Consider the following 25,682-nt stretch of genomic DNA (forward strand, 5'->3'; position numbering starts at 1 on the left):
GGAAGTCTTGTTTAATCTTCTTTAATGTTAAGGAAAGCGACTTATAATAACCTACACTTTAGATTTACTGAAATTTTTCCATTATGAGTCTTACACTTTCGAACGTCATTCTTCACCAGCTGGTAAAGAATGATTCAGAAGAACTGGAAGTTCACCTAAGAAAACAAACGCTTGAGAATAACTCTGCGACAGAAGAACTGGTTGCTGAGCTGCATCGAGTTTATAGCAGCAAGGGGGCGAAAGGGTTTGGTCATTTCGCCGAAGAGAGTGAATTTAGTCACTGGTTGAAACAAGTTCGTGCCGGTGAGCTGGATTTTCTTACCTTTTCTAACCAATCAGCCCAGCGCTTACAGGCTGAGTTGGCGAAATACCCATTTGCCGATGTGGGCACCTTGGTGATTGCCGAGTACCAGTCTTTGGCGACGGATTACCTGCTTATTGGCCTGTTGCCAACCTGCCACAGCATGAAGGTGACCGAGCAGCTTGATATCAGCGCAACCGACTACCTGGATGTGGGTAAGATGGATATTGTTGCCCGTATCGACTTGTCTTCGTGGGAAACCGACAGCGATTCAAATCGCTACCTGACCTTCATCAAAGGCCGCGTTGGCCGTAAGATTGCGGATTTCTTCCTTGATTTCATGCAAGCGGAAGTTGGCTTGGATGTTAAAGAGCAAAACCAAGTGCTGATGCAAGCGGTCGAAGACTTTTGTGCTGACTCGCGAATGGAAAAAGAAGAGAAGCAAGAATACCGCAAGCAAGTTTATGACTACTGTAATAGCCAGCTTCAGGCTGGTGATGAAGTAACAGTGAAAGAGCTGGCGGCCGAGCTACCTGAGTCGGATGATGGTACGGATTTCTACCAGTTTACCTCTCAGCAAGGCTATGAGCTGGAAGAAAGCTTCCCGGCTGATCGCACCGCGATGCGCAAACTCACTAAATTTGTCGGTTCCGGCGGTGGGGTGACCATTAATTTCGATAGCATGCTACTGGGCGAGCGTGTTTTCTATGACGCAGAAACCGATACGTTGACGCTGAAAGGTGTACCGCCGAATCTAAAAGACCAGCTGATGCGCCGCTTGAACAGCGATAATTAATCTACTTTTATTAGGGATTTACCGATTAAAGAGCAATATGCAATATGTTGCTCTTTTTTTGTCCCTGTTATTTGCCCCCCCAATCGTTCTTTGTCTAAAGTTATCTAGGTAATCGTGTACAGCTTTCTAGGTATATGCAATGCGTAACACATTGTTTTCACCAAGGTTGGGTACAGTTAGCAAGATAATAAATAGTTGAGATAATGTGGCATTGATTGCCACCTTTAAGGTTGGGTTTGATGAAATTATCAATGATTCTTCTGATGGCTGTGAGTGCTGGTGGTGCCTTTGCTGGCTTTAGTGGCATGCAGTTAGGCTATGTTGTTGCGGCTATTTCGGGGCTGGCTGCCGTTGGTTGTGCCTTTGTGATGGTGAGGCAAAGCAGTGTTCAGCAAGATGAAGTCAAGCAAACGGAGCAACAGCCTTCAGAACGAGTTTCTGCCAGCCAGGGGGAAAATACGGTTATAGAGGAAGCCGCACCGGTAAGTGATAAACCTGTTGAGGTGGAAACCGACGCTGCGCTTGAGGTTGATGTCGAGGTTGCAGATGCTGGGGGGCAAGTGGTTGAAGCATCTGTGATAGAGGGCAGTGAACAAGAAGAAAAAGCTTCTCGGTTTGACGACTTACTGGTGTTTGATATCCAGCATATCTTAGACAGCATGGATAACGACCATGAGTCGGTCGCAATGTTGCTGGAAATTTTCCTTGAAGAGCATGCCGACGACGGTGAAAAGTTGAAGCGCTATTTGGATGCTGGCGATCTAACCCAAGTGAAATTGGTGGCCCACAGCCTCAAAGGGGTAGCAGGCAGTCTAGGTGCCCAGCAGCTACGCGCAGTTACCGAGTATATTGAGCACACGGTAAGTGAAGGTGGTCAGATCGATCGTACCGACTGCCAGCAATTTATCACAGCCATTGCCAAGGTTGAACTTGAGATCACGGAACACCTTAAGCAATGCCAAGCTGAAATCAGCAGCCTGGCTGATAATGATGAGCAAATGATCGACAGCATTATCGAAAAAGCAGAGTTTGAGGAGTACAACGCGCCCGAACCCGCGCAGTTTGTTGAAAACCAGCCAGCCCAATCCATTGAAGAGGCCAAAACCTCCGGTGATTTACCCGCCAAGATTGATGTGAACTTCTTACTTGATTCTCTAGATGGCGATCAGGACACGGCCTTGATGCTGCTCGAAATCTTTATCGAGGAGCATGCGGGTGACGGCCAAGCCTTGATAAAAATGGTTGAGTCCAACCCAAATGATGAGCAGGCACTGCGTTTGGTCCATAGCTTAAAAGGGGTTTCGGGTAGCCTAGGTGCGGCAGTGTTGAATAGCCTGTCGGCTGATCTTGAGTTGAAATTAAAGCAACAGCAAACGGTTTCAATGGCTGAATGCCAACAGCTTGATCAGGTGCTGACCGAGACCGTTGCCAGTGCGAAGGACTATTTAGCCGAGGTGGCGGTTGCTTAATGAGCGATTTTTGCTCGCCAAAAAATAGACACTTGGTGTAATTTTCGTCAGTATTTTGCTTTGAATTGATGGTTCAGACGCCTAAATTGATCTAAATCAAGGGAATATGGTGCTAGCGGTGGATAATACCGCCACTATGACCGTTCAAAACACACATTCAGTTCGTCAGCAGCGTGAACTGGATACTGCTAAAGCGATGATTCGTCTTTACTGTAAAACGCTGCACCGTGGGGCAATTGTTTGCCCTGAATGCGAAGGGTTAATTAACTATGTCGAAAGCCGAATGGCAAAATGCCGTTTGGGTGATGACAAGCCTAACTGCTTACAATGCCAGAGCCAGTGCTATCAACCGGCGAAGCGTTTGCACTTAACGCATGTACTTCGCTGGGCAATGCCGAAATTTACTTGGCGCCGACCGATACAAGCGATGAAATTTCGGTTTGGCATGCTGCGTAGAACGACAAACGTAACAACGGCGAGTGTCGATACCTCAACATCACTATAGTCGTTTAAGTACACCTTTTAGCTTAGATTTTATAGACTTAAACGCTAATACCTAGGTAGCTAAACAGCTAGCCAGTCAATTACTTAGATGCTTGAGACAACAGATCATAAAGGGCTGCATTATGCAGCCCTTATTGTTTTATTGCCTGTACAAGCTATGCATAGGCACAATTCAAAGTCATCGATTATAGGCCCAGGCTTGCAAGCCAGGTCGCAATACGATCATCTGTTAGCTCGGGTTGGCGATCTTCGTCCAAGGCCAGTCCGACAAACTTGCCGCCTTTCACGCCGCGGGAGTCGTAAAAGTCATAGCCGTCAGTGGGCCACTCACCAACCAGTTCACCGCCGGCCTGCTCGACCAACTCGGCCAAGTCGCCCATGGCATCAAGGAAGCTGTCAGGGTAGTCAACTTGATCGCCCAAGCCAAACAGCGCGACTTTTTTCCCGTTTAGATCGGCATCTTCCATTTCAGGCACAAAGTAGTCCCAATCTGGCTGCATTTCACCGTAGTTGGCGGTTGGCGTGCCCAGGATGAGAAAGTCATAGTCATCGAAAACATCGCAGCTATTGCCTGCAATATCATGAAGTTCGATCGATAGTTTTTCTGCAATTTTCTGAGCAACTTTTTCGGTATTACCTGTGTCGCTCCCAAAGAATAGGCCGATGTTCGCCATGGTTTTCTCCTGATTTTGTTATAGACCACAGCGGCTGCTATCCGCTGTGGTTGATTTAATTTACGTGGCCTGCGGGCGGTTGCCCGCAGTAGGTAATGAATTATTTTTCCGGTTTCCAGTTACCGAGTTGCTCCAGCAATCGGTGCTTGGTCTCGACTTGTTCACGAAGCCGTTCGAGGTTCTGCTGGTAGCGCTCTGGATCCCGGCGCAGGATTTGGGTAAATCGCGCTTCTCGGCTGATCAATGCTTCGACATCGCGCTTCGGTGCTTTTGAGTCCATCTGCAGTGCCGCACGCCCTTTCTCGGTTCGGCGCGGATCAAAGCGGAACAGTGGCCACAGCCCGCTTTCAACCAGTAACTGTTGATGCTCGACACCTTCAGCCATATCAAAGCCGTGGGTGATACACGGTGAGTAGGCGATGACCAATGATGGGCCGGGGTATGCTTCGGCTTCTTGCAGCGCCTTGATGGTTTGGTTCATGTTGGCACCCAGCGCGATTTTGGCGACGAACACATTGCCGTGCATCATCATATTGAGCGCCAAGTCTTTCCCGTTGCTGGTTTTGCCTTGGGTGGCGAATTTGGCAACGGCGCCTGTTGGCGTGGCTTTCGATTGCTGGCCGCCGGTGTTGGAATAGCCTTGGGTATCCATCACCAGCACATTGACGTTATCGCCGCCGGCAAGCACATGGTCCAAGCCGCCAAAGCCAATATCGTAAGCCCAACCGTCGCCACCGACGATCCAGTTGCTTTTTGCGACAAGATCGTCTGCGAGAGTGGCTAGCTGGCGGTGAGAATACGGTAGCTCGGCGCGCAGTTTAGCGATGTTGGTACGTTGGCGTACCACTGCTTGCTCGCTGCCATCAAAGGCATCCTGTTTGATTTGCTCTACCAACGTCTGTGGCAAGAAATCGGTGGCTGTTTCGAGCAATGCCAGCGCATTGTTGCGCTTGCTGTCTAATGCGAGGCGCATACCAAGGCCAAACTCAGCGTTGTCCTCGAACAGCGAGTTCGCCCAAGCCGGTCCTCGCCCGTGCTGATCAACAGCGTATGGCGTAGTGGGTAGGTTACCGCTGTAGATGGAAGAGCAGCCAGTTGCATTGGCAATCAATAAGCGATCGCCAAACAGTTGGGTAAGCAGCTTGATATACGAGGTTTCGCCACACCCGGAGCACGCGCCAGAGTATTCAAACAATGGTTGAAGCAGCTGGCTGGTTCGGGCATCAATACGCTTAATGTCGATTCGTTCAAGCTCGGGCAACTGCAGGAAATGCTCATAATTGGCATGTTGCTGCTCTAGTACCGGTTGCTTGGCCGCCATGTTGATTGCTTTGCGGCTAGGGTCATTTTTATCGCTGGCCGGGCATGCCATGGTGCACAGATTACAGCCGGTACAATCCATTGGGGACACCTGCAAGGTGTAGCTTTGGCCCTTGAAGTCGCGTTGTTTGTAGTCGGTGTGCTTAAAACCGTCAGGCGCATCATGCAATGCCTCTGGCGCAACGGCCTTGGCACGAATGGCGGCATGCGGGCAGACCAGGGTACAGATATTGCACTGGGTGCACAGATCTTCTTCCCATACAGGGATCCCTTGGGCAATGTTGCGCTTTTCCCACTGGGTTGTTGCCGTCGGCCAGCTGCCGTCAACAGGGAAGGCACTGACGGGGAGTTGATCGCCCTTATCCGCCATCATCATGGCACTGACGCGCTTGACCAGATCCGGTGCCTTTTCGTTGACCACCGGCGGGCGGCGGAAAAGACTGGTTGCCGTTTCGGGAACCAGCACCTTGGTAAGGTTCGCAACGGTGGCATCCACTGCGGCATGGTTGGCTGCTATGACTTCTGGGCCGCGCTTGCCATAGCTCTTTTCAATGGCTTGTTTGAGCTGGCTGATGGCTTCATCGAGCGGCATCAGCTCGCTCAATGCGAAGAAACCCGTTTGCATAATGGTGTTGATACGGTTTTTCAGCCCCAGCTGGCGCGCCAAAGACACAGCATCAATGACATAAACATTGAGCTGTTTGTTGATCATGACTTGCTGTACTTCATGGGGTAGGTGCCCCCACACTTTGTTGGCAGCGTGCGGGCTGTTGATCAATACCGTTGCTTTCTCCGTCGCTTTTTCGAACATCTCCAGTTTGTTGATGAACTGGAATTGGTGGCAGGCAATGAATTCTGCTTGCTCTATCAGGTACGGTGCTTCCACAGAGCGTTGATCGAAGCGTAGGTGAGAGACTGTTGTCCCTCCCGACTTTTTCGAGTCATAGACGAAGTAGCCTTGGGTATGGAGCGAAGTGTTTTCACCTAAAATCTTGATGGTGTTTTTGTTGGCGCTCACCGTACCGTCGGCCCCGAGACCGTAAAACAGCGCGCGCAGCCGGCTATTTGGCTCAAGGTCGAGCTGAGCCGCGGGTGGCAGTGACAGGTTGGTGATGTCATCGTTAATGCCAACGGTAAACGAGTGGTGCAAGCAATCATTTGCCATGGCTTTGAAAATGCCGGCAACATGGGACGGGGTGAATTCTTTCGAGGAAAGCCCGTAACGGCCGCCGATCACCCGTGGCAAATGGGCGATTTTGTTGTCGCTAAATGCTTGTTGCAGCGTCGCAGCGACATCCAGATACAGCGGTTCGCCAATAGCGCCCGCTTCCTTGGTACGATCCAGCACCGCAATTTGTTCAACAGAGGCAGGCAATACCGAGATGAAATGTTTTAGCGAGAATGGTCGGTAAAGGTGAACACTGATCACCCCGACTTTTTGCCCAAGCTGTAGCTGGTAGTCGATAGTTTGCTGAACCGTCTCACAAGCCGAGCCCATGATAACAAGAACATTGGTTGCTTCTGGGTGGCCATAGTAATCAAACAGTTTATATTCGCGGCCGGTAAGCTCGGCAAATTTTTCCATTTTGGCCGCCACAATATCTGGGCAGGCTTGGTAGTAAATATTGGCAGCTTCGCGGGCTTGGAAGAAGGTGTCAGGGTTTTGCGCCGTACCACGGATGCTTGGTGCATCCGGCGTAAGGCCGCGTTCGCGGAATGCCTCTACGTGTTGCTGGTCGATCATCGCATCAAGGGTTGAATCTTCTATTAGCTTGATTTTATTGATTTCGTGAGACGTGCGGAATCCGTCGAAAAAGTGAACGAACGGGATCCGGCTTTCAAGTGTTGCCGCTTGGCTAATGAGGGCAAAATCGTGGGCTTGCTGAACACTGTTGGCTGCCAGCATGGCAAATCCGGTTTGGCGCACTGCCATCACATCGGAGTGGTCGCCAAAAATAGACAATGCATGGGTGGCAAGAGTACGGGCAGCAACGTGCATCACAAACGGGGTGAGCTCACCGGCAATCTTGTACATGTTGGGAATTTTGAGCAGTAGGCCTTGGGATGACGTGAAGGTTGTCGCCATTGCTCCCGCCATTAGCGCACCGTGAACCGCGCCCGCAGCCCCGCCTTCCGATTGCATCTCAATGACACGCGGTACTTGTCCCCACAGGTTTTCTTTACCTTGTGACTCCCATACCTCGCAGGCTTCGGACATCGGGGAAGAGGGGGTGATAGGGTAAATCCCGATCACTTCGTTACAACGGTAGGCAATGGAAGCGGCGGCTTCGTTTCCATCCATGGTGGCAAAGGCCTGACTTTCCGTGGTTGCAGTGTTTTTTTGATAATGTTCAGACATAACTAACTCCAGCGAACAAGCACTGTCATCAAATACGAAACTGTGTCCCTGCATGGCAGGTACATAGATTGAATTATTATTGTGATAGGTGGGCCGACTCAACGTGGGTAGCAAAGAGCCAGCCCGAAAGGCATATACCTGAATTACAAAACCTAGATAATCAAGGTAAACCTAGGTACAGGTTGCAGGGCGTTTATCCGCCCTGCAAAATTGGGCAATTAAGCTTCAACCAACGTGATTTCAGGCTGAGGGTTGAGCATTTTTTCCAGATCAGCTTTGGCATCGCCGGTTAGCTGCAGGTTGAACTGCTGCTGGAGGAAATTGAAGATATCCTCGTTGACAAATTCCGGCGGGTTTGGACCCAGGTAGATGTTTTGGATGCCAAGGTTGAACAGCGCCAATAGGATCAGCACCGCTTTTTGCTCCATCCAAGACAACACGATGTTCACCGGCAGATCATTGACCGCTACGCCCATAGCATCGCTCAGCGCCAGCGCAATCATCACGGCACCGTAGCTGTCGTTACACTGGCCAAGATCCAAGTAGCGCGGGATTTCAGTGCCCGGTACGGTGCCAAAGTCATGGTCGTTGAAGCGGAACTTGCCGCATGACGAGGTCAAGATAATGCAGTCGTCCGGGATCGACAGTGCAAGATCGCGGAAGTAGTCATTCGGCTTACCTGGCTTGTCACAACCGGCAACCACGAAGAATTGCTTGATCTTGCCTTCGTTTACCGCTTCAAGGATTTGCGGTGCCAGACCTAAGATAGTCTTGTAGTTATGGCCAGTCATCAGGGTTTCTTCGCTGTCGAAGCCCTCGATATCCGGTAGGCTCAGGGTTTGCTCGATGAGCGGGCCAAAGTCCTCTTCAAGCTGGCGGCAGTTGTCGATACCCACGATACCGTAGCTGTAAAGGCGGTCGGCGTAATCAGCACGGCCCGTTGGCGGCACGATGCAGTTAGTGGTCACGATAATCGTACCGTTCCACTGTTGGAATAGTTTCTTCTGATCAAACCACGCCTTACCGATGTTGCCTTTTAGGTGGCTGTACTTACGCAACTCAGGGTAGCCGTGTGCAGGCAGCATTTCAGAGTGGGTGTAGATGTTGATCCCTTTGCCTTCCGTTGTAATCAACAGGCGCTCAAGCAGCTCAAGATCGTGGCCGGTGACCAAGATGCCCTTACCCTCGGCCTTGTTTTGCGGTACGCAGACTGGTGTAGGCACACCCAAACGGTTGTGGTGCGCTTCGCCAAGCAGAGACATCATTTCACTACCCGCGCCACCAATTTTCATTAGTTGGGCAATGTGCTGGTCGAAGCTGAAGTTCACATTCGTTAGGGTGAAGTAGAGGGTTTCAGCAATAACATCGTCAACCGACTTGGTGTCGGCACCAAGATCGTTGGCATGGGTGCGGTATGCAGAAAGGCCCTTAAGGCCAAAAATCATAATATCTTGTAGGCGTGATAGGTTTTCGTCTTTACCACAAGTACCTTGGGTTTTTCCGGTGCTACCACAGCCACCTGTTTGTGCCATAGAGCACTGGTGACAAAACATTGCTAGGTTCGACATTATTGCATTCCTTAAAGGTGTATTTATTTTGCAACTTTATAATAAGGAAAGCTTAAGGCGATGGATGATTGAGTTCATTGATCAAGATCATTATCAGAAGATTTAAAGTGTATTTTAAATATATCTTATATTGCGGGGGAAAGGATATTCAGTCTAACAGGCTGACTAATAGTGGTTTGTTGGTGAAAGTATCGACGAATAAGGTGCGACGAAAAGGAAGTAGAACAGGTGCTGCGACAAAAAAGGCGCCGAACAGGCGCCTTATAAAGAAAAATTACTTATCTGCAAGCAATATTAACCGGCAATTTTAACCAGCACTTTCTTCAGAAGCTGGATGCGAGGCTCGATAGTATCAAGCTCTAGGTACTCGTCAGCACTGTGGAAACCAGCACCTGCAGGGCCAAGGCCATCCAGTGTTGGAATACCCAGTACCGCAGTTAGGTTAGCATCTGAGCCGCCGCCCACTTCTTGCCACTTGATGTCGATGCCCAGTTCTTTACCAGACTCTTCAACCATCGCCATCAGTGCTTCAGTTTTCTCTGAAGGAACCATTGATGGTTTGTGTGCTTCGCGGTCAACCGTGATTGATATGCCGTCAACGAACGGTGTTTCAGCCAGAGCACGGATCTTCGCGTCAGCATCGGCGTACTCGTCGTTGTCCCAGAAACGGACATCAACCACAGCTTCAGCGTGATCAGGTACGATGTTCGCGCCTGCACCGCCCTTAACAACACCTACGTTCAGGGTGGTGCCTGACTCGAAGTTTGTTAGGTTGTTGATAGCCAGGATCCAGTTAGCCATTTCAGTGATTGCACTGCGGCCGTTTTGCGGTTCGTTACCCGCGTGAGCAGCTTTACCTGCAAACGTTAGGCGGTAGCGAGCCATACCTTTACGCGCTTTAACCAGTGAGCCGTCGGCACGAGCGGCTTCGGCAACCAATACGTTCTTAGCGTTAACAGCAACGCTCTTTAGCCACGCTTCAGAGTGTAGCGAGCCGATTTCTTCGTCTGGGTTCATGCAGATGCAGATAGACAGCTTGTCTAGCGTCTCTTTATCCATTTCGCGCATGACATGAACGATGTTCAACAGGCCAGATTTCATATCAGATACACCTGGGCCGTATGCACGCTTTTCATCGAAGGTCATTGGGCGAGCTGCCACTGTACCCACTGGGAAAACAGTATCCATGTGGCCAAGTAGCATCACATCAATTGATTCTGCTTCTGGCTTGTTGCGAACTTCAAGGCCAGTGCCTGCAATACCGCAGTCAACGCGCTTAACATGCCAACCAAGGTCGAGGTATTTCTTTTCCATTTGGTTTGCAATAACTTCGATACCTTCTTTGGTAAGGGTACCGCAGTCAACATCAATTAACGGACGTAGTTCTTCCAAATAATCTTGTAGTGAGAAACTCATAGTAGCTCCTGATAGAAACCCGTTTGTCGGGGAGGAATAGCGACAGGAATAAAAAAAGGGGGCAGATCTGCCCCCCTATTTAAATAGCGTTACACTAGGATGTTCATTACGAACATTGCAACGAATGCGTTGAATACTGAAATCGCAACCATTACTGGGATGTGGCGACCTTCAGTACCGATAACACCTAGGATACGGCCTAGGTACTGAACCTGAGAGCCCATTAGGTAGATAGCCGGTGCCAAGATAGCGATGTGGCTGCCGTCTAAGATACCGCTGTCAAACAGGGTGATAACAACACCCACAGCGCCGCCCATAGACATCCAAGCACCGATTAGTACGGCCGCTGCCTCGCCTGGTAGGCCGAAAATACCCATAACTGGTGAGAAAAGTACGCCCATTGCGTCTAGGGCACCAGTCAGAGAAAGAACTTTGATGATAACGAATGCCATCATTACGTTTGGAATTGTTGAGCTAGTAGAGATTGCCCAACCTTTTTTTGCACCTTCTACGAAGATGTCGGTAACCATTGGCTTTTTAGTAGCTTGAGACATTATGCGGTCTCCTTCTCTGAAGTTACGTTGTTTTTCTTGTCAGTTGCAGCTAGGTATAGGCGGAAGATGTTGGCACCAACAATCTTCATAACGAACATCATCACTACCGCAAGACCGATAGAAGATGTCACAGCCGCTGTGCCGTCAGCGTAAGTTAGGGTGAATAGCACCGCACCTGAAGAGAAGAAGTTAACGATAGTCGCACCAGCTGAGAACTGGAACATCGCGAACACGTCGGTTTCACGCTGGTTGATGTGGCCTTCTTCCTGCAGCTGACGGGTCATTGATGCACCTGAGTCAGTGTTCTGTAGAGAAGCGATAAGTGCTAGGCCGGTATCACCTGGTAGACCAACTAGTGGACGTAGTAGAGGAGTCAGTAGCTTACGTGCCGCTTTAAGTGCACCGTAGTGCTCTAGTACGTTGATCATGCCCAGTGCGAACATAACTGTTGGAACTAGTGTTAGGGCAAACAAGAAACCATCACGTGCACCGCTACCGCCAGTACCGCGCATAGTTGTCTTAGTCACTTCTAGTGCACCCTCTGCAGCAACAGTGACTTCGTTAGCCATAGTACCGAAAGAACCGTTTAGGGTGTTAAAGTCAAAAACACCGTACCACTCGTTCGTCTGTAGTGCGCCTGAGAAGAACACAAAAGCAAACGCTAGGGCAATGTATGCACCTATTGTTACCTTTTGGTCATCCTTTGCTGGATTGCTCATATATAACCTCGTAGGAATCTAAAAGCCAAATTGGCAAAAAGTAACTTGTAACAACTTTTCACAATGGGTAAGAAGTTGACGCTACTTAAAATAAAAATCGTGGTTATTTTCTCTAATTGGCAGGGCAAATAATTGACGGGGGTCAATATGTGCTACTGAAACATAACACTATTGAAGTATTCGTTAATAAATGTGATCTGGATCTATATTAATCAGGGCTTTGTGAAAATTAATGAATAGAGTGAATAGTTAAATTCTTCGTCAAATGTTTTTTCTTTATTAATTAATTGGCTTCGAACTGTGTGCTTTCAGTTACTGGCTTGTTTTGGTGACTAATTTTGATTGATTAGCTCAAGATTTTGAATGTTTTCCAATAATTCATGGCTGACATATTTGTTTACATTCACCATGGTGCCAGTATTGAAACTTGGAGTAGAGAATCATACTGGGAAAAAGCTCAGAGGCGATATTACTTTTATCGGTATCTGGGTATGGTTTTTTCTAGCGTCAGCGAAGGACCTAGACGGATTAGGCCGTTTATGAAATATCAGTCACAGTAGCAGAATGGTTTTACCACAGGGATGGATAGCATGTGTTTTTGCGGTCTAATTCAATTGGTGGCACTGAAACCGATAAAACAATGCCTTTATTGATTGTTCCTCACGTCTCCAATATTGGGCTAGCTATTTTTTGTCTCTGTATTGGCTGTTCTATGGCGTTTCTATATGAGTTTCTTTCTTTGTGTAGGTGTCTGACTTTTCTAATTTATATTGATTAAGGTATCGCAATGTTGAGCGCATGCGGGCTATCAATTCGATGGTCGTATATCAAAATTAGCCAGTAAAGAGAGGAGGGAAATAGGGGGATGCCTTTCGCCCAAGCGTCAAAACTGAACAATAAGTGGTAGTGAGGTTGCATCATAAGCGTCTTTTGCATGTTTTCTAGTCCGTTAAACAACGGACTCAAATAGCAGCAATTTCTATTGTTAAAAAGCGTCAACTTTACTTGCCCGACAAAGATTTCACGCGGAAGTGATTTTTTTACAGGTTTATTGCATATTCTACTTGTGTTTCAGGGCTGAAATTACTATAGATGGGTATCAGATTTTGGGTTTGGCTATCGACCAACAGATATTAAAAACAGGGAGTGTAGTGCACATGATGAAAGTAGGCTTAGTTGGATGGCGAGGGATGGTTGGCTCCGTCCTTATGCAACGTATGGTAGAAGAAGGGGATTTCGATGTAATCGAGCCGGTATTCTTCTCGACATCCCAAATAGGTATTCCTGCACCGAACTTTGGTAAAGATGCAGGCGACCTACAAGATGCCTTTGATATTGATAGCTTGAAGAAGCTTGATGCGATTATTACCTGCCAGGGCGGTAGTTATACCGAGAAAGTTTACCCACAACTGCGCCAAGCTGGTTGGAAAGGGTACTGGATCGATGCTGCCTCTACCTTGCGTATGGCTGATGAGTCAATAATTGCGCTTGATCCTGTTAACTACGATCAAATGAAACAAGGCCTGGTAAATGGTGTGAATACCTTTACCGGCGGTAACTGTACCGTTAGCTTGATGCTGATGGCGGTGGGTGGTCTTTACCAGGCAGGCTTGGTGGAGTGGATGACTTCGCAGACCTATCAGGCTGCATCGGGTGCCGGTGCTAAGAATATGCGTGAGTTGATTAGCCAGATGGGCGTGATTAACGATGCGGTATCAAGTGAGCTGGCTGATCCGTCAACATCCATTCTTGATATTGACCGTAAGGTTGCCGACGTGATGCGTTCGTCTGACTTCCCGTCGAATGAGTTTGGCGTGCCGCTGGCAGGCTCGTTGATTCCATGGATTGACGTGAAGCGTGATAACGGCCAGAGCAAGGAAGAGTGGAAAGCATCGGTTGAGACCAACAAGATCCTAGGCCTTGATGGCAACCCAATTCCAATTGACGGTACTTGCGTGCGTATCGGCGCGATGCGCTGCCACAGCCAGGCGCTGACGCTGAAGCTGAAAAAAGATGTACCGATGGACGAAATCGAGCAGATCATCGCTTCGCACAACGATTGGGTGAAGGTGATCCCGAACGATCGCGATATTACCGCTCAGGAGCTATCACCAACCAAGGTAACGGGGACGCTTTCTATTCCTGTTGGTCGTCTGCGCAAGCTGGCGATGGGCGGTGAGTACCTGAACGCGTTCACCGTGGGTGATCAGCTACTATGGGGTGCGGCAGAGCCGCTACGTCGTACTTTACGTATTATCTTGGCTGAGAAGTAATTTCAGTACTTGTTTAAGCTTTAAATGTGAAAACGCCTGCAGTTGCAGGCGTTTTTTTATGGGTTAAGAACGACGGCTAAACTAAGATGTAGCCTGAGACTTATCGCTTGACTGGCCGAAGGCCAGGCGAGCTTTGTCTTTGATTTTGGCCAAGGCAACATAGGCCACCGGTACGACGAATAGCGAGAAGAAGGTGCCGGCAATCAATCCGCCAACCAGCACTAATCCGATATTGATTCTGCCTGCTGAGCCTGGGCCAGAAGCAAAAACCAGTGGCAGCGTGCCGAGGATCATGGTCAGAGACGTCATCAGGATTGGGCGCAAGCGAGAGCGTGCACTTTCCATTGCGGCCTCAAGCACAGGTAAGCCTTGGCGTCGTTGGCTATTGGCGAACTCGACCAAAAGGATGCCGTGCTTGGTGACGAGGCCGACCAAGGTGAGCAATCCGATCTTGGAGTAGATATTCATACTCTGGCCGAACACTGTCAGTGTCAGCAGGGCGCCGACAATACACAATGGGACCGTCAGCAAGATCACCAAGGGGTCAACGAAGCTCTCAAACTGTGCCGCCAAGATTAAGTAAACAAACACGAGGGCAAGCAAGAACAGCAACTGGGTGCCCGCCTGTGAGTCGTTTAATATTTTGACCGTTCCATCGTAGGCGTAGTCTTGAGCTGGGTTAAGTAGTAGTGGTACTTGCTCATCTACAAACGCCTTGATATCGCTAGGAATATAGCCTGGCATTAGCTTTGCCGAGATAACAGCGCTGTCCCGTGCCATGTATGTCTTGAAGGTTTTCTCTGCGGTGGTTTGCTTAATCGAGACAAATTGCGACAGAGGTAGACTTTGGCCCGACTCGGAATTGACATACAACGTATCAAGGACATCAAAGTTACCCAGATCCTGGCGGTTGACCTGTACCTGAATCGGGTAGGTAAAGCCATCGTCAGCTTGTAAGTCAGCCGCTTTCACGGAGCCAAGAAAAGTCGACAGGGCGCTTGTGACATCACCATAGTTTACGCCTGACAATGTAATCGCATTTTGGTCAATGAACAAATCATAGGCGAGGTTGTCACGCACGGTTGAGTTTGAGACATCGGTAAGGCCTGGGTAGTTTTCCAGTAGCGTTACAACATTCTCCGCCGTAGCAGCCAATGCATCTGTATCACGATCGACCGTCGTCAGGACTAATACCAGGCTAGTCGCCAAGTGAAGGCCGTCGGAGGTGCGCACCGATATTGATGATAAGTCATAAGCGGGTATTGATTGCCCGGCCTGACGGCTTAGGTCTGCGATAATCTCTTCGATGGATTGCTCGCGTTCGTCCCATGGCTTTAGCAGGATATGGTTGTCAGGGGCGCTATCAAGGTATGAAAGATTCGCTTCGATAGCTTCATTGTTACCCATGACTTTGTTTAACGCGTCACGGTGGGTGAGGTGGTATTGGGTACCAACGCCGGTCGGGCTGACAGGTGTCGCATGGATATAGCCCGAATCTTCAGTCGGCAGCACTATTTTGGGTATATAAACAAAAGTGACGCCAGCAATGAGCAACAGCCCGAGCGAAATGGCTGCCATGGTTGCTTTTCGGTTAAACCATTTCGCTAACTCGTTATTGTAAGCATTCGCTAAGCGGTTTAGCTGGTGGTCAATACGAGCATACCAGCGCGGCTGCTGAGTTGGCGGGGTGAGTAAGTAGGCACTCATCATCGGTGACAGCGTTAAAGCTACGATACCGGAGATAATGACCGCTGCGGCAAGTGTAAAGGCAAATTGGCGGAACAGATCCGCGGTTAGGCCTGACATAAAGCCGATCGGTAGGTAAACCACTGCCAGCGTTAGTGTCATCGAGATGACGGGAAAGACAATTTCTTTACTGCCCTTCAGCGCGGCATTGAGTGGTGTTTCACCGTTTTCGATATGTCGGTAGCAGTTTTCCACCACTACGATGGCGTCATCGACGACCAGGCCAATGGCGAGAATGATCGCCAGTATCGTCATCATATTGATGCTAAAGCCAAGCCATGACATCACGGCAAATACACCTATCACACAAACAGGGATAGTAATCACCGGGATAGAGGCCACTCGGATTGACCCCAAGAACAGCATGACGACTAAGGAAACCAGCACAATGGCTTCGATGAGTGTCGAAAAGCCTTGATTAATGGCCGAATCAATGAAGTCAGCTTCGTTATACACCATCTTCATTTCGATGCCTGCTGGCAATTTTGCCTGCATTTTCTCCATGGCGGCCTGGATACGTTCCGTGACGACAATCGGGTTCTCGGCTTTAAATGGTGCAATCTCTAACGATAAAGCCTGGTGGCCGTCGATAGATAGCATATTCGGGGTAAGGCTTTCCGCCCCCATGTTGATATCGGCAATGTCTTTTACTCGAATGATTTGGCCTTCATCAACACGGATCACTAAGTTACGTACATCATCAATGTTATCAACCTGGGTAACTGGGTTGATAGAAAAGTCTCGGGCCTCACCCTTGATGGTACCGGCGGTAAAGGTGCTGTTATAGGTGCTGAGTGTGCCTACCACATCGGCTGCTTGGATGTTTAGGGCTTTCATTCGTTCAGGTTTTAGCCAAACTCGTACGGCTTTGGCTTCGCCACCGAAGGGGCCATTGACGCTGCCAACGCCCTGAATGTGCCTGAATTGTGGAATGAGCTGTTGGTCGATGTAGTCGAACATCGCTTGTTGATCCATCTCGCCCGTATTGACAAAAGTAATGACATTACTAGCAGCACCGAGGGCAAAGGTATTGTCCGTCACCGTTGGCTTGTCGGTCATACTCGGCGGGAAGTCAGTGATCCCCTCAACGCTACTGCGCAGCTTGTTCATTAAGTTGGTGTATTCGGTCTCATCGACGTCATCCGAAAACTCAATCGCTAAGCTACAGGAACCTTCGCCACAGTCGGTCTCCATTGTTTCGATGCTATCAATGCCGCTTGCAGCATCGATCAGCTTATCTGCCACGTTGCGCGACATAAATTCGGCACTAGCACCTGTAATGTTGGCACTGACAGTTGCGGTCGAATCTTGATGCGCCGGGAAATAGCGAACAGAGAGTTTTTGAAAAGACAACAGTCCCAACAAGACTATGGCGATACTGAGTACCGATGCAAAAACAGGATGGCGAATACAAACTGAAGGCAACTGCATTAGCTGTCCTCCTCAGTTTCTTTCAACGGTTGATCCATCACTTTTACCGTTACGTTTTCATTGAGCTTGTGCTGACCCGCAGTGACCACCAGCTCACCCTTATTGAGGCCGGAGTTAACTGCTACGTAACCGTCATTGGTATTGGCACCTAATGTTACGGTTTTGCGTGTTGGCTTATTGTCTTTGATTACCCAAATGTAGCGTGTGTCGTTATGCGCAACGATGGCGGTTTGAGGTACAACAAGCTGCTGTTTTGCGACTTCGAGTTTATGGCGCACATCGGCAAACATGCCCGGTGCTAAAGTCAGGTTCGGGTTATTGATATTGGCATTGACCTCAACTCGTCCTGAACTGTCGTCTACAGCCGGCGCAATATAATTAACTTGGCCAGTAAACTCTTGGTTTGGGTACGCTGAAACAGTCACACTCGCGGCTTGCCCCTTGTGGGCCTTGCCGAGATCCTCTTGGCTGATTGAGTAGGTAACTTTAACTGGATCAAGCTTGAACAAGCTCACCAGCGGGGTAGAGGCATCAATATGGCTGCCGACCGAATAGCTGAATGTGGTCAGGCGGCCATCAAACGGGGCAACAATGGTGTAGTCCTTAAGTGTGGCTTCCTTCTGGCGGAAATCAGCTTTCGCGAGGTTTACCTCTTCTCTGATTCCGTCAACATCCTGTGGAGAGAGGGCGTCTGGTTGCTTGGCAAGCAAGTTGAGCGTCCTGGCTAGATTGGTTTCAGCGAGCTTCAGTGAACTTTGGGCCTTATCGTAATCCGCTTTAGCTTTAGTACTATCAAGTTCGGCAATCACAGTTCCAGCTTCGACAGCTTCGCCATCATTGAAGTGGATAGCTTTTATTTTGGCACCGGCACTGAAGGTGAGGTTGGCAGAGTCGTGTGCGGTGATTTTACCCACTTCTTCGATGTGTTGGGTGATGCTCTTCGTTGCCACGGGCTCAACCGTAACAGGGATAGCGGATGCCTCTGTCTCGTTGGCAGTAGCAAGTACCGGAGCAAGGCAAAGTAGGGTGGTGATGAAAGTTTTGCTGGCTGAATTTTTAGTCATAAGAGTATCTTCTTGCTGAATACACCCGCATTTTTACTTTCATTTGTTCAGCAAATTGTCAGGAAAGCGTAAATCAACTATATGAAACCATACGATTTTATATTTTTTATGGCTTTTCAGGGGCGCGAGGCTTATAAAAAGCAGTTCAAACTTACGTGTAACTAATTGACTTTAAATTAAATTATAGGGTGCTTCACTTGTGTCGGTGAATTTGCCCTAACCAAGGATAAAGGCACCATCTTTTCGCTGTAATCAGCGATTTCTCTTACCCAGCCCCGCCGAGTATCGTATGTTTTAACGAGAATCGGTCCATTTGTATGGAGCTTTGAGATGCATTTGGCAGCTGAAAATGGTGAAGGACGGTTGCTGGTGGGTATGGCTAATTTAAAAAGAATTGCGGCGGGAGGCTAAATAGATTTAATAAAAAAACGCCTGCAATATGCAGGCGCTTATGTTCGAGGCTAAAGGAGCCGGTATCGATTAAGCTGCTAGGTTCTTAGCAACGAAGTCCCAGTTAACTAGTGCCCAGAAGCCGTTCATGTAGTCTGGACGAACGTTACGGTAATCGATGTAGTAAGCGTGTTCCCATAGGTCAACAGTTAGAAGAGGAGTTACACCTTCGTCTGTTAGAGGCGTCGCAGCGTTAGACGTGTTAACGATGTCAAGAGAGCCGTCTGCTTTCTTGACAAGCCAAGTCCAAGAAGAGCCGAAGTTGTTGATTGCAGAATCTGTGAACTTCGCCTTGAACTCTTCGAAAGAACCAAAAGACTGAGCGATTGCGTCCGCTACCTCACCCGTTGGCTCGCCGCCAGCGTTTGGTGCTAGGCAGTGCCAGTAGAAAGTGTGGTTCCAGATCTGAGCTGCATTGTTGAATACGCCGCCAGTAGAAGTCTTGATGATTTCTTCTAGAGACTTCTCAGCAAGTTCTGTACCTTCAACAAGACCGTTTAGCTTAACAACGTAAGTGTTGTGGTGTTTGCCGTGGTGGTACTCAAGCGTTTCCTGAGAGATGTGTGGCTCAAGTGCGTTGATTGCATAAGGTAGAGCGGGTAGTTCGAATGCCATTACTCGATTCTCCATTTTATTGAGGGGGGTTGCCCCGCGACATTGCTTCCGGTTGGCTCGTGACCAACTTATTTTATAACTGACTAATACCCATCGTTTTTGTTGTTGGTGGGTATGCTCACAACACGACTAGAACCAAGGGCTGGTAGCCTGATTGTGATGATAGGATCATTTTAGCAAGTTTTTTCTTTATTAAAACCCCCTCGACATAAAAAGCTCACGAGAAACGCCAGATATTTACCCATTCAATACCCATATTACTTTTAGGCGTTTTTTTCCTCGCCCCAAGGCAGTAGAATGTGCTTGTGAAATTCAACTTATAATACTGAGCAAGATCGTCGGGCTATATGTGTGAGAATTAATCAAGCATGCCGAATTGCTTGGTATAACTAAAATGTCGTAAGAGGAAGCTATGGAAACCATCGACAAAATTAAGCAGCAGATTTCTGAAAATCCAATCCTGTTGTACATGAAGGGTTCACCAAAACTGCCAAGCTGTGGTTTTTCATCTCAGGCATCTCAAGCTCTAATGGGCTGCGGTGAGAAGTTTGCCTATGTAGATATCCTGCAAAACCCTGATATCCGTGCTGAGCTGCCTGCTTACGCACAGTGGCCAACATTCCCACAGCTATGGGTTGAAGGCGAGCTTATTGGTGGTTGTGACATCATCATCGAAATGTTCCAGAAAGGTGAGCTTCAGCCACTGATCAAAGAAGCGGCAGAGCGCCGTGACGCTGCTGCAGAGTAATTCTCGCTTAAGCTCGGCGCTCAGTTAAGGCGCTCAGCGAAGCAGACAACGAAACGCCCCAGCCATAATTGGCCGGGGCGTTTTTTTAGGGCCGCTTTTGAGTTTGTTTGCTCAGCCATGCCGAGACGTGGCTCGATGCATTATAAGTATCAAAGTTGCTGGCTCAGCTGTTTGAGTTGCTTCATTTCATGCGCGTTTGGTGAAAGTTGCTGATTGCCTGCTTGATGCTCTATTTGCTCAAGGGGCATGGCGAGTGCTTCACATTCCAACATTCTTGCCGCGCCTTTCATGCGGTGGGCAACATCGGCCGCAGAGGCTTGGTTGTTATTGAGCAGCGCTTGTTCTAGCAGCTGAAGATCGTGCTGGTGGTTTTGCTTAAATTCTTCAATCAAGTTGTCACTGAGATCAGCATCGCCAAAGATAGCGAGGATCTTGTTTCTGTCGAGAACGCTTTTGTTGCGGGAGGGATCAAATTGGTCAGGTTTGGCGTCGTCGCTATCTAATATCGGGGAATCCGCTTCCTTTGTTGGAGCCTCTAGTTCTGCGGTAATACCGCCGAACAAGGCGCTGAAATCATCTTCCAAAGATGCTGGTTCTTGTGTTTGCTGTTGCTCGGGTTCTGGCTCGGGCGCGGAAGGCAGCCATTGTTCAATGACCGCCTTTAGCTTGTCGATTGATACCGGCTTGATCAAAAAGTCATTCATGCCTGCATCGATGCAGCGGTTTTCTTCGCCTTGGACGGCGTTGGCGGTGAGCGCAATGATAGGAAGGTGAGCAAACTCTTCCTGTAGGCGCAGTGTCGTGGCGAGAGTATAGCCATCCATTTCCGGCATGTGGCAGTCAGAGAGGATCAAGCCATAATGATGCTGCTGCAGTGCTTCAATGGCTTGTGCACCATTGTCTACAATGTCGGCATGCACGCCGATTTTTTCAAGCTGGTTGGCGATCACTTGTTGGTTGACGGGGTGATCCTCTGCCACCAAGATCAACCGGCCATTTTTTTCGGCCTCTATTCTTGATTCGCGGGCTGCTTGCTCTACTGGTGCATTGATAACCGAATTGGTAATCGCGCTGACGGGCTCGGTAATGACATGCATTAGGTTGTCGGGTAGTAGTGGGTTGACCGACAGGCACCATTGATGATCAAGCGGCTCAGGCGAAAGCATCGGGTTCTGGCTGATCACAATTACCTTGCAGCTTGGTAGGTGGGTGCTGAGCCAAGTACTGTCGATGCCCAGTTGTTGCCAGAGAGATTGGGCGATACAAGCAATGTCGGGTTGCTGCTGCTTGAGGGTATTGCAAATGGCGTGCGGGTGGGTTTGCGGGGCCACGTTAGTCACCACACCCTGATGTTCAAGGTATTGGCACAGCTCTTCGCGCTGCAGAAAATAACCGAATAGCAGTGCGCGTTTACCTGCCAACATTTGTGGGGTGCGTGTTGGCTCAGGTTGTTTGGTGATGGCAAGGGGAAGGAGAACGGAGAAAGTGCTCCCTTTTGCTTCTTCGCTGCTGAGGGTGATTTCCCCCTGCATTTGCTCAACCAGTTTGCGGGCGATGGCTAAACCGAGTCCGGTTCCACCGAAACGACGGCTGGTACTTTGATCGGCTTGCTCGAAGGGCTGGAACAGGGCTTGTTGCTGAGCCGGAGAAATACCAATTCCTGTATCCTTCACGCTAAAGCGTACATGCTGTATGCCATCTTCAGTAGTTGGACTCGTTGCCGAACTTGGTTGAGGGAGAGCATCCACCACTAACGAGATAGTCCCTTGTTGGGTGAACTTGATTGCATTGTTCAGAAAGTTATTGAGGATCTGGTGCAGGCGTATATCGTCGACAAAATGGCTTTCGGCAAGGTTTGGATCTTGCCAGTAATGAAAGGCCAGCCCCTTCTGCTGGGCATGGATAGATTGTGGCTGGATGATCCTTGCTAGTGTCGTCCCCAAGGCAATGTCTGCGGGGCTCAGTTCCAATTTTCCTGCTTCAATCTTTGAAAAGTCCAAGATGTCATTGACGATATGGAGCATGTTTCGCGCCGATTGGGTCAAACCGCCGTGTAGGCTGCGTGTTTCCTCGTTGAGTGGCTGGTCTTGCATCAGCTCTAATAAACCGAGTATACCGCTGATGGGCGTACGCACTTCATGGCTCATGGTGGCAAGGAATTGGGACTTGGCGGCGGTGGCAATTTCTGCTTTTTTCCGGGCGTCATCGAGCGCCAGCTGCTGTTGCTTGAGTAGCGAAATATCAGTGACGACGGTGTTCCAATAGTAACCGCCATCTTCATGGGGAGTGATACGGCTCTTGAACTGCACCCATTTCGGTTTGCCACTTGGGCACTTCATGGCTTGCTCGTGATCCCAGTGTCCTTGCTGGCACGCTCTGAGCATACTGTTTTCCAGGCTTTGCTCATCATCCAATAACATTTGCTCAAGTAAACTGGACGGTGCCGATAGCAGTTGGTCGGCATTGATATGGAGTAACTCGGTGATCCCGGCACTGATAAAGGTGAAGTGCAGTGCCAATGGTTTATCCGGATCCGGTTGGACGTGCTGGAGCACGATACCATCAAGGTTATCGGCTAGTTGCTGCAACCGTTGCTCTGCCCGTTTTGCCCGTCGCTCGGCTGTTTTTCGCTGTAAGATCTCCTGTGCCATTTTGCGGTTCCAGCCAATGATGCTAACGATCACCATTAGCCCGAGTGCAGAAATAAGCCCTGCCCACTTGGCGACCTCCATTGGTGCTAAGCCTTCTTGGTAGTCATAAGTGAGCCATTTGTGCTCTAGCCGATCGAACTCTTCTTTGGGTATGGTCGCCAACGCTTTATCGATAATGCCGTGTAATATTGGATGACGATAGTTGACGGCAAACCTGAGGGGTAACAGGTTTTCAGGCTGGATTTGCCCGATCATCTTGAACTGGCCGATATAGCTGCTTTGCAATAAGGGTGAAGCGTGATGAAGTGAGCTTAGTACCTGATCGACGGTATTCTGTTGTAGTGCCCGAAATGCTGACGCTTGATCCATAAAGAAAGTCGGCTTGCAGGTGCTGCAAAGTGTGGCAAGTAACTCTTCGCCGGCAGTACCACTAATGACCCCGACTTTTGGTTCTGAGTCGGTGAATAAGCCACCGAGCGAGGCTCCAGCATGGCCGAAAAGTACCCAGGGCTCATCAATATAGGGGGCCGAAAAATACATTTGCAGGCTACTTTCCTCGGTTTCAGCCACAGCCGATAGCATCATCACTTCGCCATCGATGAATGATTCGGTTAAAGCGGCATAAGACGGGTTTGATTGGGGCTTAAACTTCACGCCCAGCTCGTAGCTTAAAATATCAAGCAGATCGGCGCTTAGTCCGGAGTGGCGATTTTGGTCGTCAACAAAATCGTACGGGCCCCAGTCTTGGTGTACGCCAACAGAAATGGTTGGGTTGCCGTCAAGCCAGTTTCTTTCTTCTTGGCTGAGCTTGAGTTGCCCGTAATGGGTGAACATATTTTGTTGTTCGGGGGTGAGCCATTGGTTGTAAATGGCGGGCATGCTGTCGCGCTTTATGTCTTCCAGGGCAAAGTTAATCCGGCTCAGTAGCTTATGTTTTCCCTTGGGGGCCGAAAAATGCAGGTGTTTGGTGGGCAGCCCAGGCAGTATTGATAAGGTTAGGGCTGGGTTGCCCTGTTGCTTTAACAAGTTGGACAACACAACAGCATCACCGACATAACCGAAGGCAGTACCGCTTAAAATCGCACTGATAGCCTCATTGCTGTCGGCAACGGGCTTGAGCCAAGCACTGGGTAATAGGGTTGGCAGCAATTCATTGAGTGCAAATCCCTTTTCGACCGCTATGGTTTTCTTGTTGAGCTGTTGGTAATCGTTGACCGACTTATTGTGGGTGATCACCCCGCGGCGGATAGAAAACATGGGATCGCTAAACGACATATACTGTTGCCGCTCGAAAGTAGCCGTGACACCCAAGAGTAAATCAAGCTCGCCTGCTTTAAATGCCGCTAATACCTGTTGGAAATCGGGGTAGAGCACTAATTGATATTCGAAGCCAGTTTGGTTTGCTACCTTTCTGAGGACATCAACCATAAGTCCGCTATAGGCACTATTTGCGAGCGGGTAGCCTGCCGCTGTGACTTTATGGGGCGAAACTTGCTTGTCGATATAGATGTATGGCGGTACATCAAAATAAGGCAAGCCGACTTTCAATGTGGGTTGCTGGCTAGCGAAACTCACTGGCGGGAAGCAAAGCCATCCCAAAATGAAAACTATTTTGGCCAACGCCAGCTTAGAGGTGCGAGACAACATACTTTACATCCTTGCAAAGGGTGACTTAGTTATTAAGCGCTAGGCTCCGGTAGCGAAATTGCTTCTTGCTTGACAAACTTACCCAGTGCGATGGCCTGTAGCCTTGCCAAGGTTAGGCTGGCGGGCAGTTGCAGGCTGTCTATTATCTTGATCGTGCGCTTGATGCCACTTGGATCGCCAAGTTGATTTAATGCCCAGCAAATTAAGTAGCCGGTTTCGGTGTCAGTGATTTCTTTGTCCGTGATATCTGCCAATACCTCTTTGGCCTGCTCTTTCTCTTCTATTAGTAGGAATTTAATGGCGGCAATGGCCTTGTGGGTGCCTTTTGAGGTAATTCTACTCTTCGGATCTTTGCTGATCCTTGCCCACGCACTTTCCAACCGCCAGTTTTCAAGGGATTGAGGTTTCTCTTTTTGACATGCAAGTAGATCGGTAAAGGCGATGAGTCCTCGCCGTCCCGAACTGTCCCACATCGAGTTCGGGAGCAGCTGCGCACTCTTAAGCAGTAATGGGGTGGCTTTGTCTATCTCTTGTTCGATGATGTATAGCCATGCTAGGCAAAGTGTTTGGTCAAGGCTGCTAGTATGAAGTTGGATATGGCGCTGGATGGTGTGTTCAAGTAGCTCCCACTGCTCGGAGAGGGTGCAGAGGGTGGCTTTAATACCCAGTAGCCTGACATTAAACGGGTTCTCGTCAATGAGGTTGTTAAGCTGTTCAATGGCTTGGCGGAATTGTTGTTGGTCTGCCAATATTTCCACCTGCTTTATTTTTGCCGGCAAGTAGTCATGAATTTGCAGCAAGCCTGCCAGCATTGCTTGTGCTTTGTCATATTGGTGATTGGCTCTTAGCATATCAGCGACGAACAGTGTCCCGCCTTTGAGTGCCATGGTATCCGGTGCTTTAGAAAATAAGGGCTTAACTTGGTTTAGCCCCCCTTCGCCAAAGGCTTGTTGGAGTGTGCCGCAAAAGGTGCGGCGCTGTAGCCCGGATGAAACTCGCTTGATGATATCTTCAGAGCGTATCGGCTTGATCAGGTAGCCATCAGGCTCAAGCTGCGAATAGCCGAAAAACACATCTTGGCTATCATTGCCGGTGACGATAAACACCAAGGCGTTGGGGGAAATGAGCTGCTTGTAATGCAAATATTCCAAAAGCTGCAACCCTGTGCTGCCGGCACCAAGGTTATGGTCGATAAGCAGAATATCGAACTTGCGTTTGCTACATGCCGCGATGGCGCCTTTGGCGCTGGCAGTACTGACGATGTTGTTCATCGGGACGCCAAGCTTCATCAACAGTGCGCGGGTCGCACTTTGAATGATGTTGCTGTCGTCGATGATTAGATACGAAGACTGGGCCAGAATTTCCATTTCTCATCCC

At 49.1% G+C, this 25,682-nt stretch carries 16 protein-coding genes; 5 read left to right on the forward strand and 11 right to left on the reverse strand.

What is annotated here, in order from left to right:
• The first annotated feature begins 83 nt into the window (after window positions 1-83).
• The 3 genes from yejK to C9I98_RS03590 all read left to right on the forward strand — a co-directional run bounded on the left by yejK (window position 84) and on the right by C9I98_RS03590 (window position 3,071).
• Complete coding sequence (gene yejK, locus C9I98_RS03580) at window positions 84-1,097, forward strand: nucleoid-associated protein YejK (RefSeq protein WP_036817469.1); 1,014 nt, start codon at window positions 84-86, stop codon at window positions 1,095-1,097.
• 239 nt (window positions 1,098-1,336) lie between these two features.
• A complete protein-coding gene (locus tag C9I98_RS03585) occupies window positions 1,337-2,566 on the forward strand; it encodes an Hpt domain-containing protein (protein ID WP_036817467.1) in 1,230 nt (409 codons plus the stop codon).
• A gap of 136 nt (window positions 2,567-2,702) precedes the next feature.
• Window positions 2,703-3,071 carry a nitrous oxide-stimulated promoter family protein gene (locus C9I98_RS03590; protein ID WP_081878835.1) on the forward strand — a complete coding sequence of 123 codons (369 nt, stop codon included), beginning with the start codon at window positions 2,703-2,705 and terminating at the stop codon, window positions 3,069-3,071.
• Between the two features lie 184 nt (window positions 3,072-3,255).
• Here C9I98_RS03590 and fldA read toward each other — a convergent pair whose 3' ends face one another.
• From fldA to C9I98_RS03620, 6 genes are all read right to left on the reverse strand, one after another.
• Window positions 3,256-3,744 carry a flavodoxin FldA gene (gene fldA / locus C9I98_RS03595; protein WP_036817465.1) on the reverse strand — a complete coding sequence of 163 codons (489 nt, stop codon included), beginning with the start codon at window positions 3,742-3,744 and terminating at the stop codon, window positions 3,256-3,258.
• A 100-nt stretch (window positions 3,745-3,844) separates the two neighbouring features.
• Window positions 3,845-7,423: a pyruvate:ferredoxin (flavodoxin) oxidoreductase gene (gene nifJ, locus C9I98_RS03600; RefSeq protein WP_107271589.1), complete on the reverse strand. Its 3,579-nt coding sequence runs from the start codon at window positions 7,421-7,423 to the stop codon at window positions 3,845-3,847.
• A gap of 218 nt (window positions 7,424-7,641) precedes the next feature.
• Window positions 7,642-8,991 carry a hydroxylamine reductase gene (gene hcp / locus C9I98_RS03605; RefSeq protein ID WP_036822636.1) on the reverse strand — a complete coding sequence of 450 codons (1,350 nt, stop codon included), beginning with the start codon at window positions 8,989-8,991 and terminating at the stop codon, window positions 7,642-7,644.
• 294 nt (window positions 8,992-9,285) lie between these two features.
• Window positions 9,286-10,407: a M20 family metallopeptidase gene (locus tag C9I98_RS03610; protein WP_036822634.1), complete on the reverse strand. Its 1,122-nt coding sequence runs from the start codon at window positions 10,405-10,407 to the stop codon at window positions 9,286-9,288.
• A gap of 89 nt (window positions 10,408-10,496) precedes the next feature.
• On the reverse strand, window positions 10,497-10,961 hold the full coding sequence (locus C9I98_RS03615; protein WP_036822632.1) for a YjiG family protein: 465 nt from the start codon (window positions 10,959-10,961) through the stop codon (window positions 10,497-10,499).
• The gene (locus C9I98_RS03620) at window positions 10,961-11,680 is read right to left on the reverse strand and encodes a nucleoside recognition domain-containing protein (protein WP_036822629.1); all 720 of its coding nucleotides are present in this window, start codon (window positions 11,678-11,680) and stop codon (window positions 10,961-10,963) included. Before C9I98_RS03620 ends, C9I98_RS03615 begins: the two co-directional genes overlap by 1 nt.
• Before the next feature lie 1,160 nt (window positions 11,681-12,840).
• Here C9I98_RS03620 and asd point away from each other — a divergent pair.
• The gene (gene asd / locus C9I98_RS03625; protein WP_107271721.1) at window positions 12,841-13,953 is read left to right on the forward strand and encodes an aspartate-semialdehyde dehydrogenase; all 1,113 of its coding nucleotides are present in this window, start codon (window positions 12,841-12,843) and stop codon (window positions 13,951-13,953) included.
• Window positions 13,954-14,034: 81 nt separating this feature from the next.
• Here the strand turns inward: asd and C9I98_RS03630 are convergent, their stop codons facing one another.
• The 3 genes from C9I98_RS03630 to sodB all read right to left on the reverse strand — a co-directional run bounded on the left by C9I98_RS03630 (window position 14,035) and on the right by sodB (window position 19,259).
• Window positions 14,035-17,130, reverse strand: a complete 3,096-nt coding sequence (locus C9I98_RS03630; RefSeq protein WP_107271590.1) for an efflux RND transporter permease subunit — start codon at window positions 17,128-17,130, stop codon at window positions 14,035-14,037.
• The gene (locus C9I98_RS03635; RefSeq protein WP_107271591.1) at window positions 17,130-18,194 is read right to left on the reverse strand and encodes an efflux RND transporter periplasmic adaptor subunit; all 1,065 of its coding nucleotides are present in this window, start codon (window positions 18,192-18,194) and stop codon (window positions 17,130-17,132) included. Before C9I98_RS03635 ends, C9I98_RS03630 begins: the two co-directional genes overlap by 1 nt.
• 480 nt (window positions 18,195-18,674) lie before the next feature.
• A complete protein-coding gene (gene sodB / locus C9I98_RS03640) occupies window positions 18,675-19,259 on the reverse strand; it encodes a superoxide dismutase [Fe] (protein ID WP_036822144.1) in 585 nt (194 codons plus the stop codon).
• Window positions 19,260-19,671: 412 nt separating this feature from the next.
• Between sodB and C9I98_RS03645 the strand changes: the two genes are divergently transcribed.
• Window positions 19,672-20,007 (forward strand): Grx4 family monothiol glutaredoxin, encoded by a 336-nt coding sequence (locus tag C9I98_RS03645; protein ID WP_036822141.1) that lies wholly within the window; start codon window positions 19,672-19,674, stop codon window positions 20,005-20,007.
• Between the two features lie 149 nt (window positions 20,008-20,156).
• Here C9I98_RS03645 and C9I98_RS03650 read toward each other — a convergent pair whose 3' ends face one another.
• Together C9I98_RS03650 and C9I98_RS03655 are read right to left on the reverse strand one after the other, a co-directional pair.
• Window positions 20,157-24,305: a transporter substrate-binding domain-containing protein gene (locus tag C9I98_RS03650; protein ID WP_107271592.1), complete on the reverse strand. Its 4,149-nt coding sequence runs from the start codon at window positions 24,303-24,305 to the stop codon at window positions 20,157-20,159.
• A 32-nt stretch (window positions 24,306-24,337) separates the two neighbouring features.
• Window positions 24,338-25,672, reverse strand: a complete 1,335-nt coding sequence (locus tag C9I98_RS03655; RefSeq protein ID WP_107271593.1) for a response regulator — start codon at window positions 25,670-25,672, stop codon at window positions 24,338-24,340.
• Window positions 25,673-25,682: the final 10 nt, after the last annotated feature.

The sequence above is a fragment of the Photobacterium sanctipauli genome, from assembly GCF_003026495.1.
Lineage (GTDB): Bacteria > Pseudomonadota > Gammaproteobacteria > Enterobacterales > Vibrionaceae > Photobacterium > Photobacterium sanctipauli.

Bases quoted from the DNA above. Each gene is read 5' to 3' on its own strand.
- C9I98_RS03655 (WP_107271593.1), bottom strand. From the start codon at position 25,672: ATGGAAATTCTGGCCCAGTCTTCGTATCTAATCATCGACGACAGCAAC.
- C9I98_RS03635 (WP_107271591.1), bottom strand. From the start codon at position 18,194: ATGACTAAAAATTCAGCCAGCAAAACTTTCATCACCACCCTACTTTGC.
- sodB (WP_036822144.1), bottom strand. From the start codon at position 19,259: ATGGCATTCGAACTACCCGCTCTACCTTATGCAATCAACGCACTTGAG.
- fldA (WP_036817465.1), bottom strand. From the start codon at position 3,744: ATGGCGAACATCGGCCTATTCTTTGGGAGCGACACAGGTAATACCGAA.
- asd (WP_107271721.1), top strand. From the start codon at position 12,841: ATGAAAGTAGGCTTAGTTGGATGGCGAGGGATGGTTGGCTCCGTCCTT.
- C9I98_RS03585 (WP_036817467.1), top strand. From the start codon at position 1,337: ATGAAATTATCAATGATTCTTCTGATGGCTGTGAGTGCTGGTGGTGCC.
- nifJ (WP_107271589.1), bottom strand. From the start codon at position 7,423: ATGTCTGAACATTATCAAAAAAACACTGCAACCACGGAAAGTCAGGCC.
- hcp (WP_036822636.1), bottom strand. From the start codon at position 8,991: ATGTCGAACCTAGCAATGTTTTGTCACCAGTGCTCTATGGCACAAACA.
- C9I98_RS03630 (WP_107271590.1), bottom strand. From the start codon at position 17,130: ATGCAGTTGCCTTCAGTTTGTATTCGCCATCCTGTTTTTGCATCGGTA.
- C9I98_RS03590 (WP_081878835.1), top strand. From the start codon at position 2,703: ATGACCGTTCAAAACACACATTCAGTTCGTCAGCAGCGTGAACTGGAT.
- C9I98_RS03645 (WP_036822141.1), top strand. From the start codon at position 19,672: ATGGAAACCATCGACAAAATTAAGCAGCAGATTTCTGAAAATCCAATC.
- C9I98_RS03650 (WP_107271592.1), bottom strand. From the start codon at position 24,305: ATGTTGTCTCGCACCTCTAAGCTGGCGTTGGCCAAAATAGTTTTCATT.
- C9I98_RS03620 (WP_036822629.1), bottom strand. From the start codon at position 11,680: ATGAGCAATCCAGCAAAGGATGACCAAAAGGTAACAATAGGTGCATAC.
- C9I98_RS03615 (WP_036822632.1), bottom strand. From the start codon at position 10,961: ATGTCTCAAGCTACTAAAAAGCCAATGGTTACCGACATCTTCGTAGAA.
- C9I98_RS03610 (WP_036822634.1), bottom strand. From the start codon at position 10,407: ATGAGTTTCTCACTACAAGATTATTTGGAAGAACTACGTCCGTTAATT.
- yejK (WP_036817469.1), top strand. From the start codon at position 84: ATGAGTCTTACACTTTCGAACGTCATTCTTCACCAGCTGGTAAAGAAT.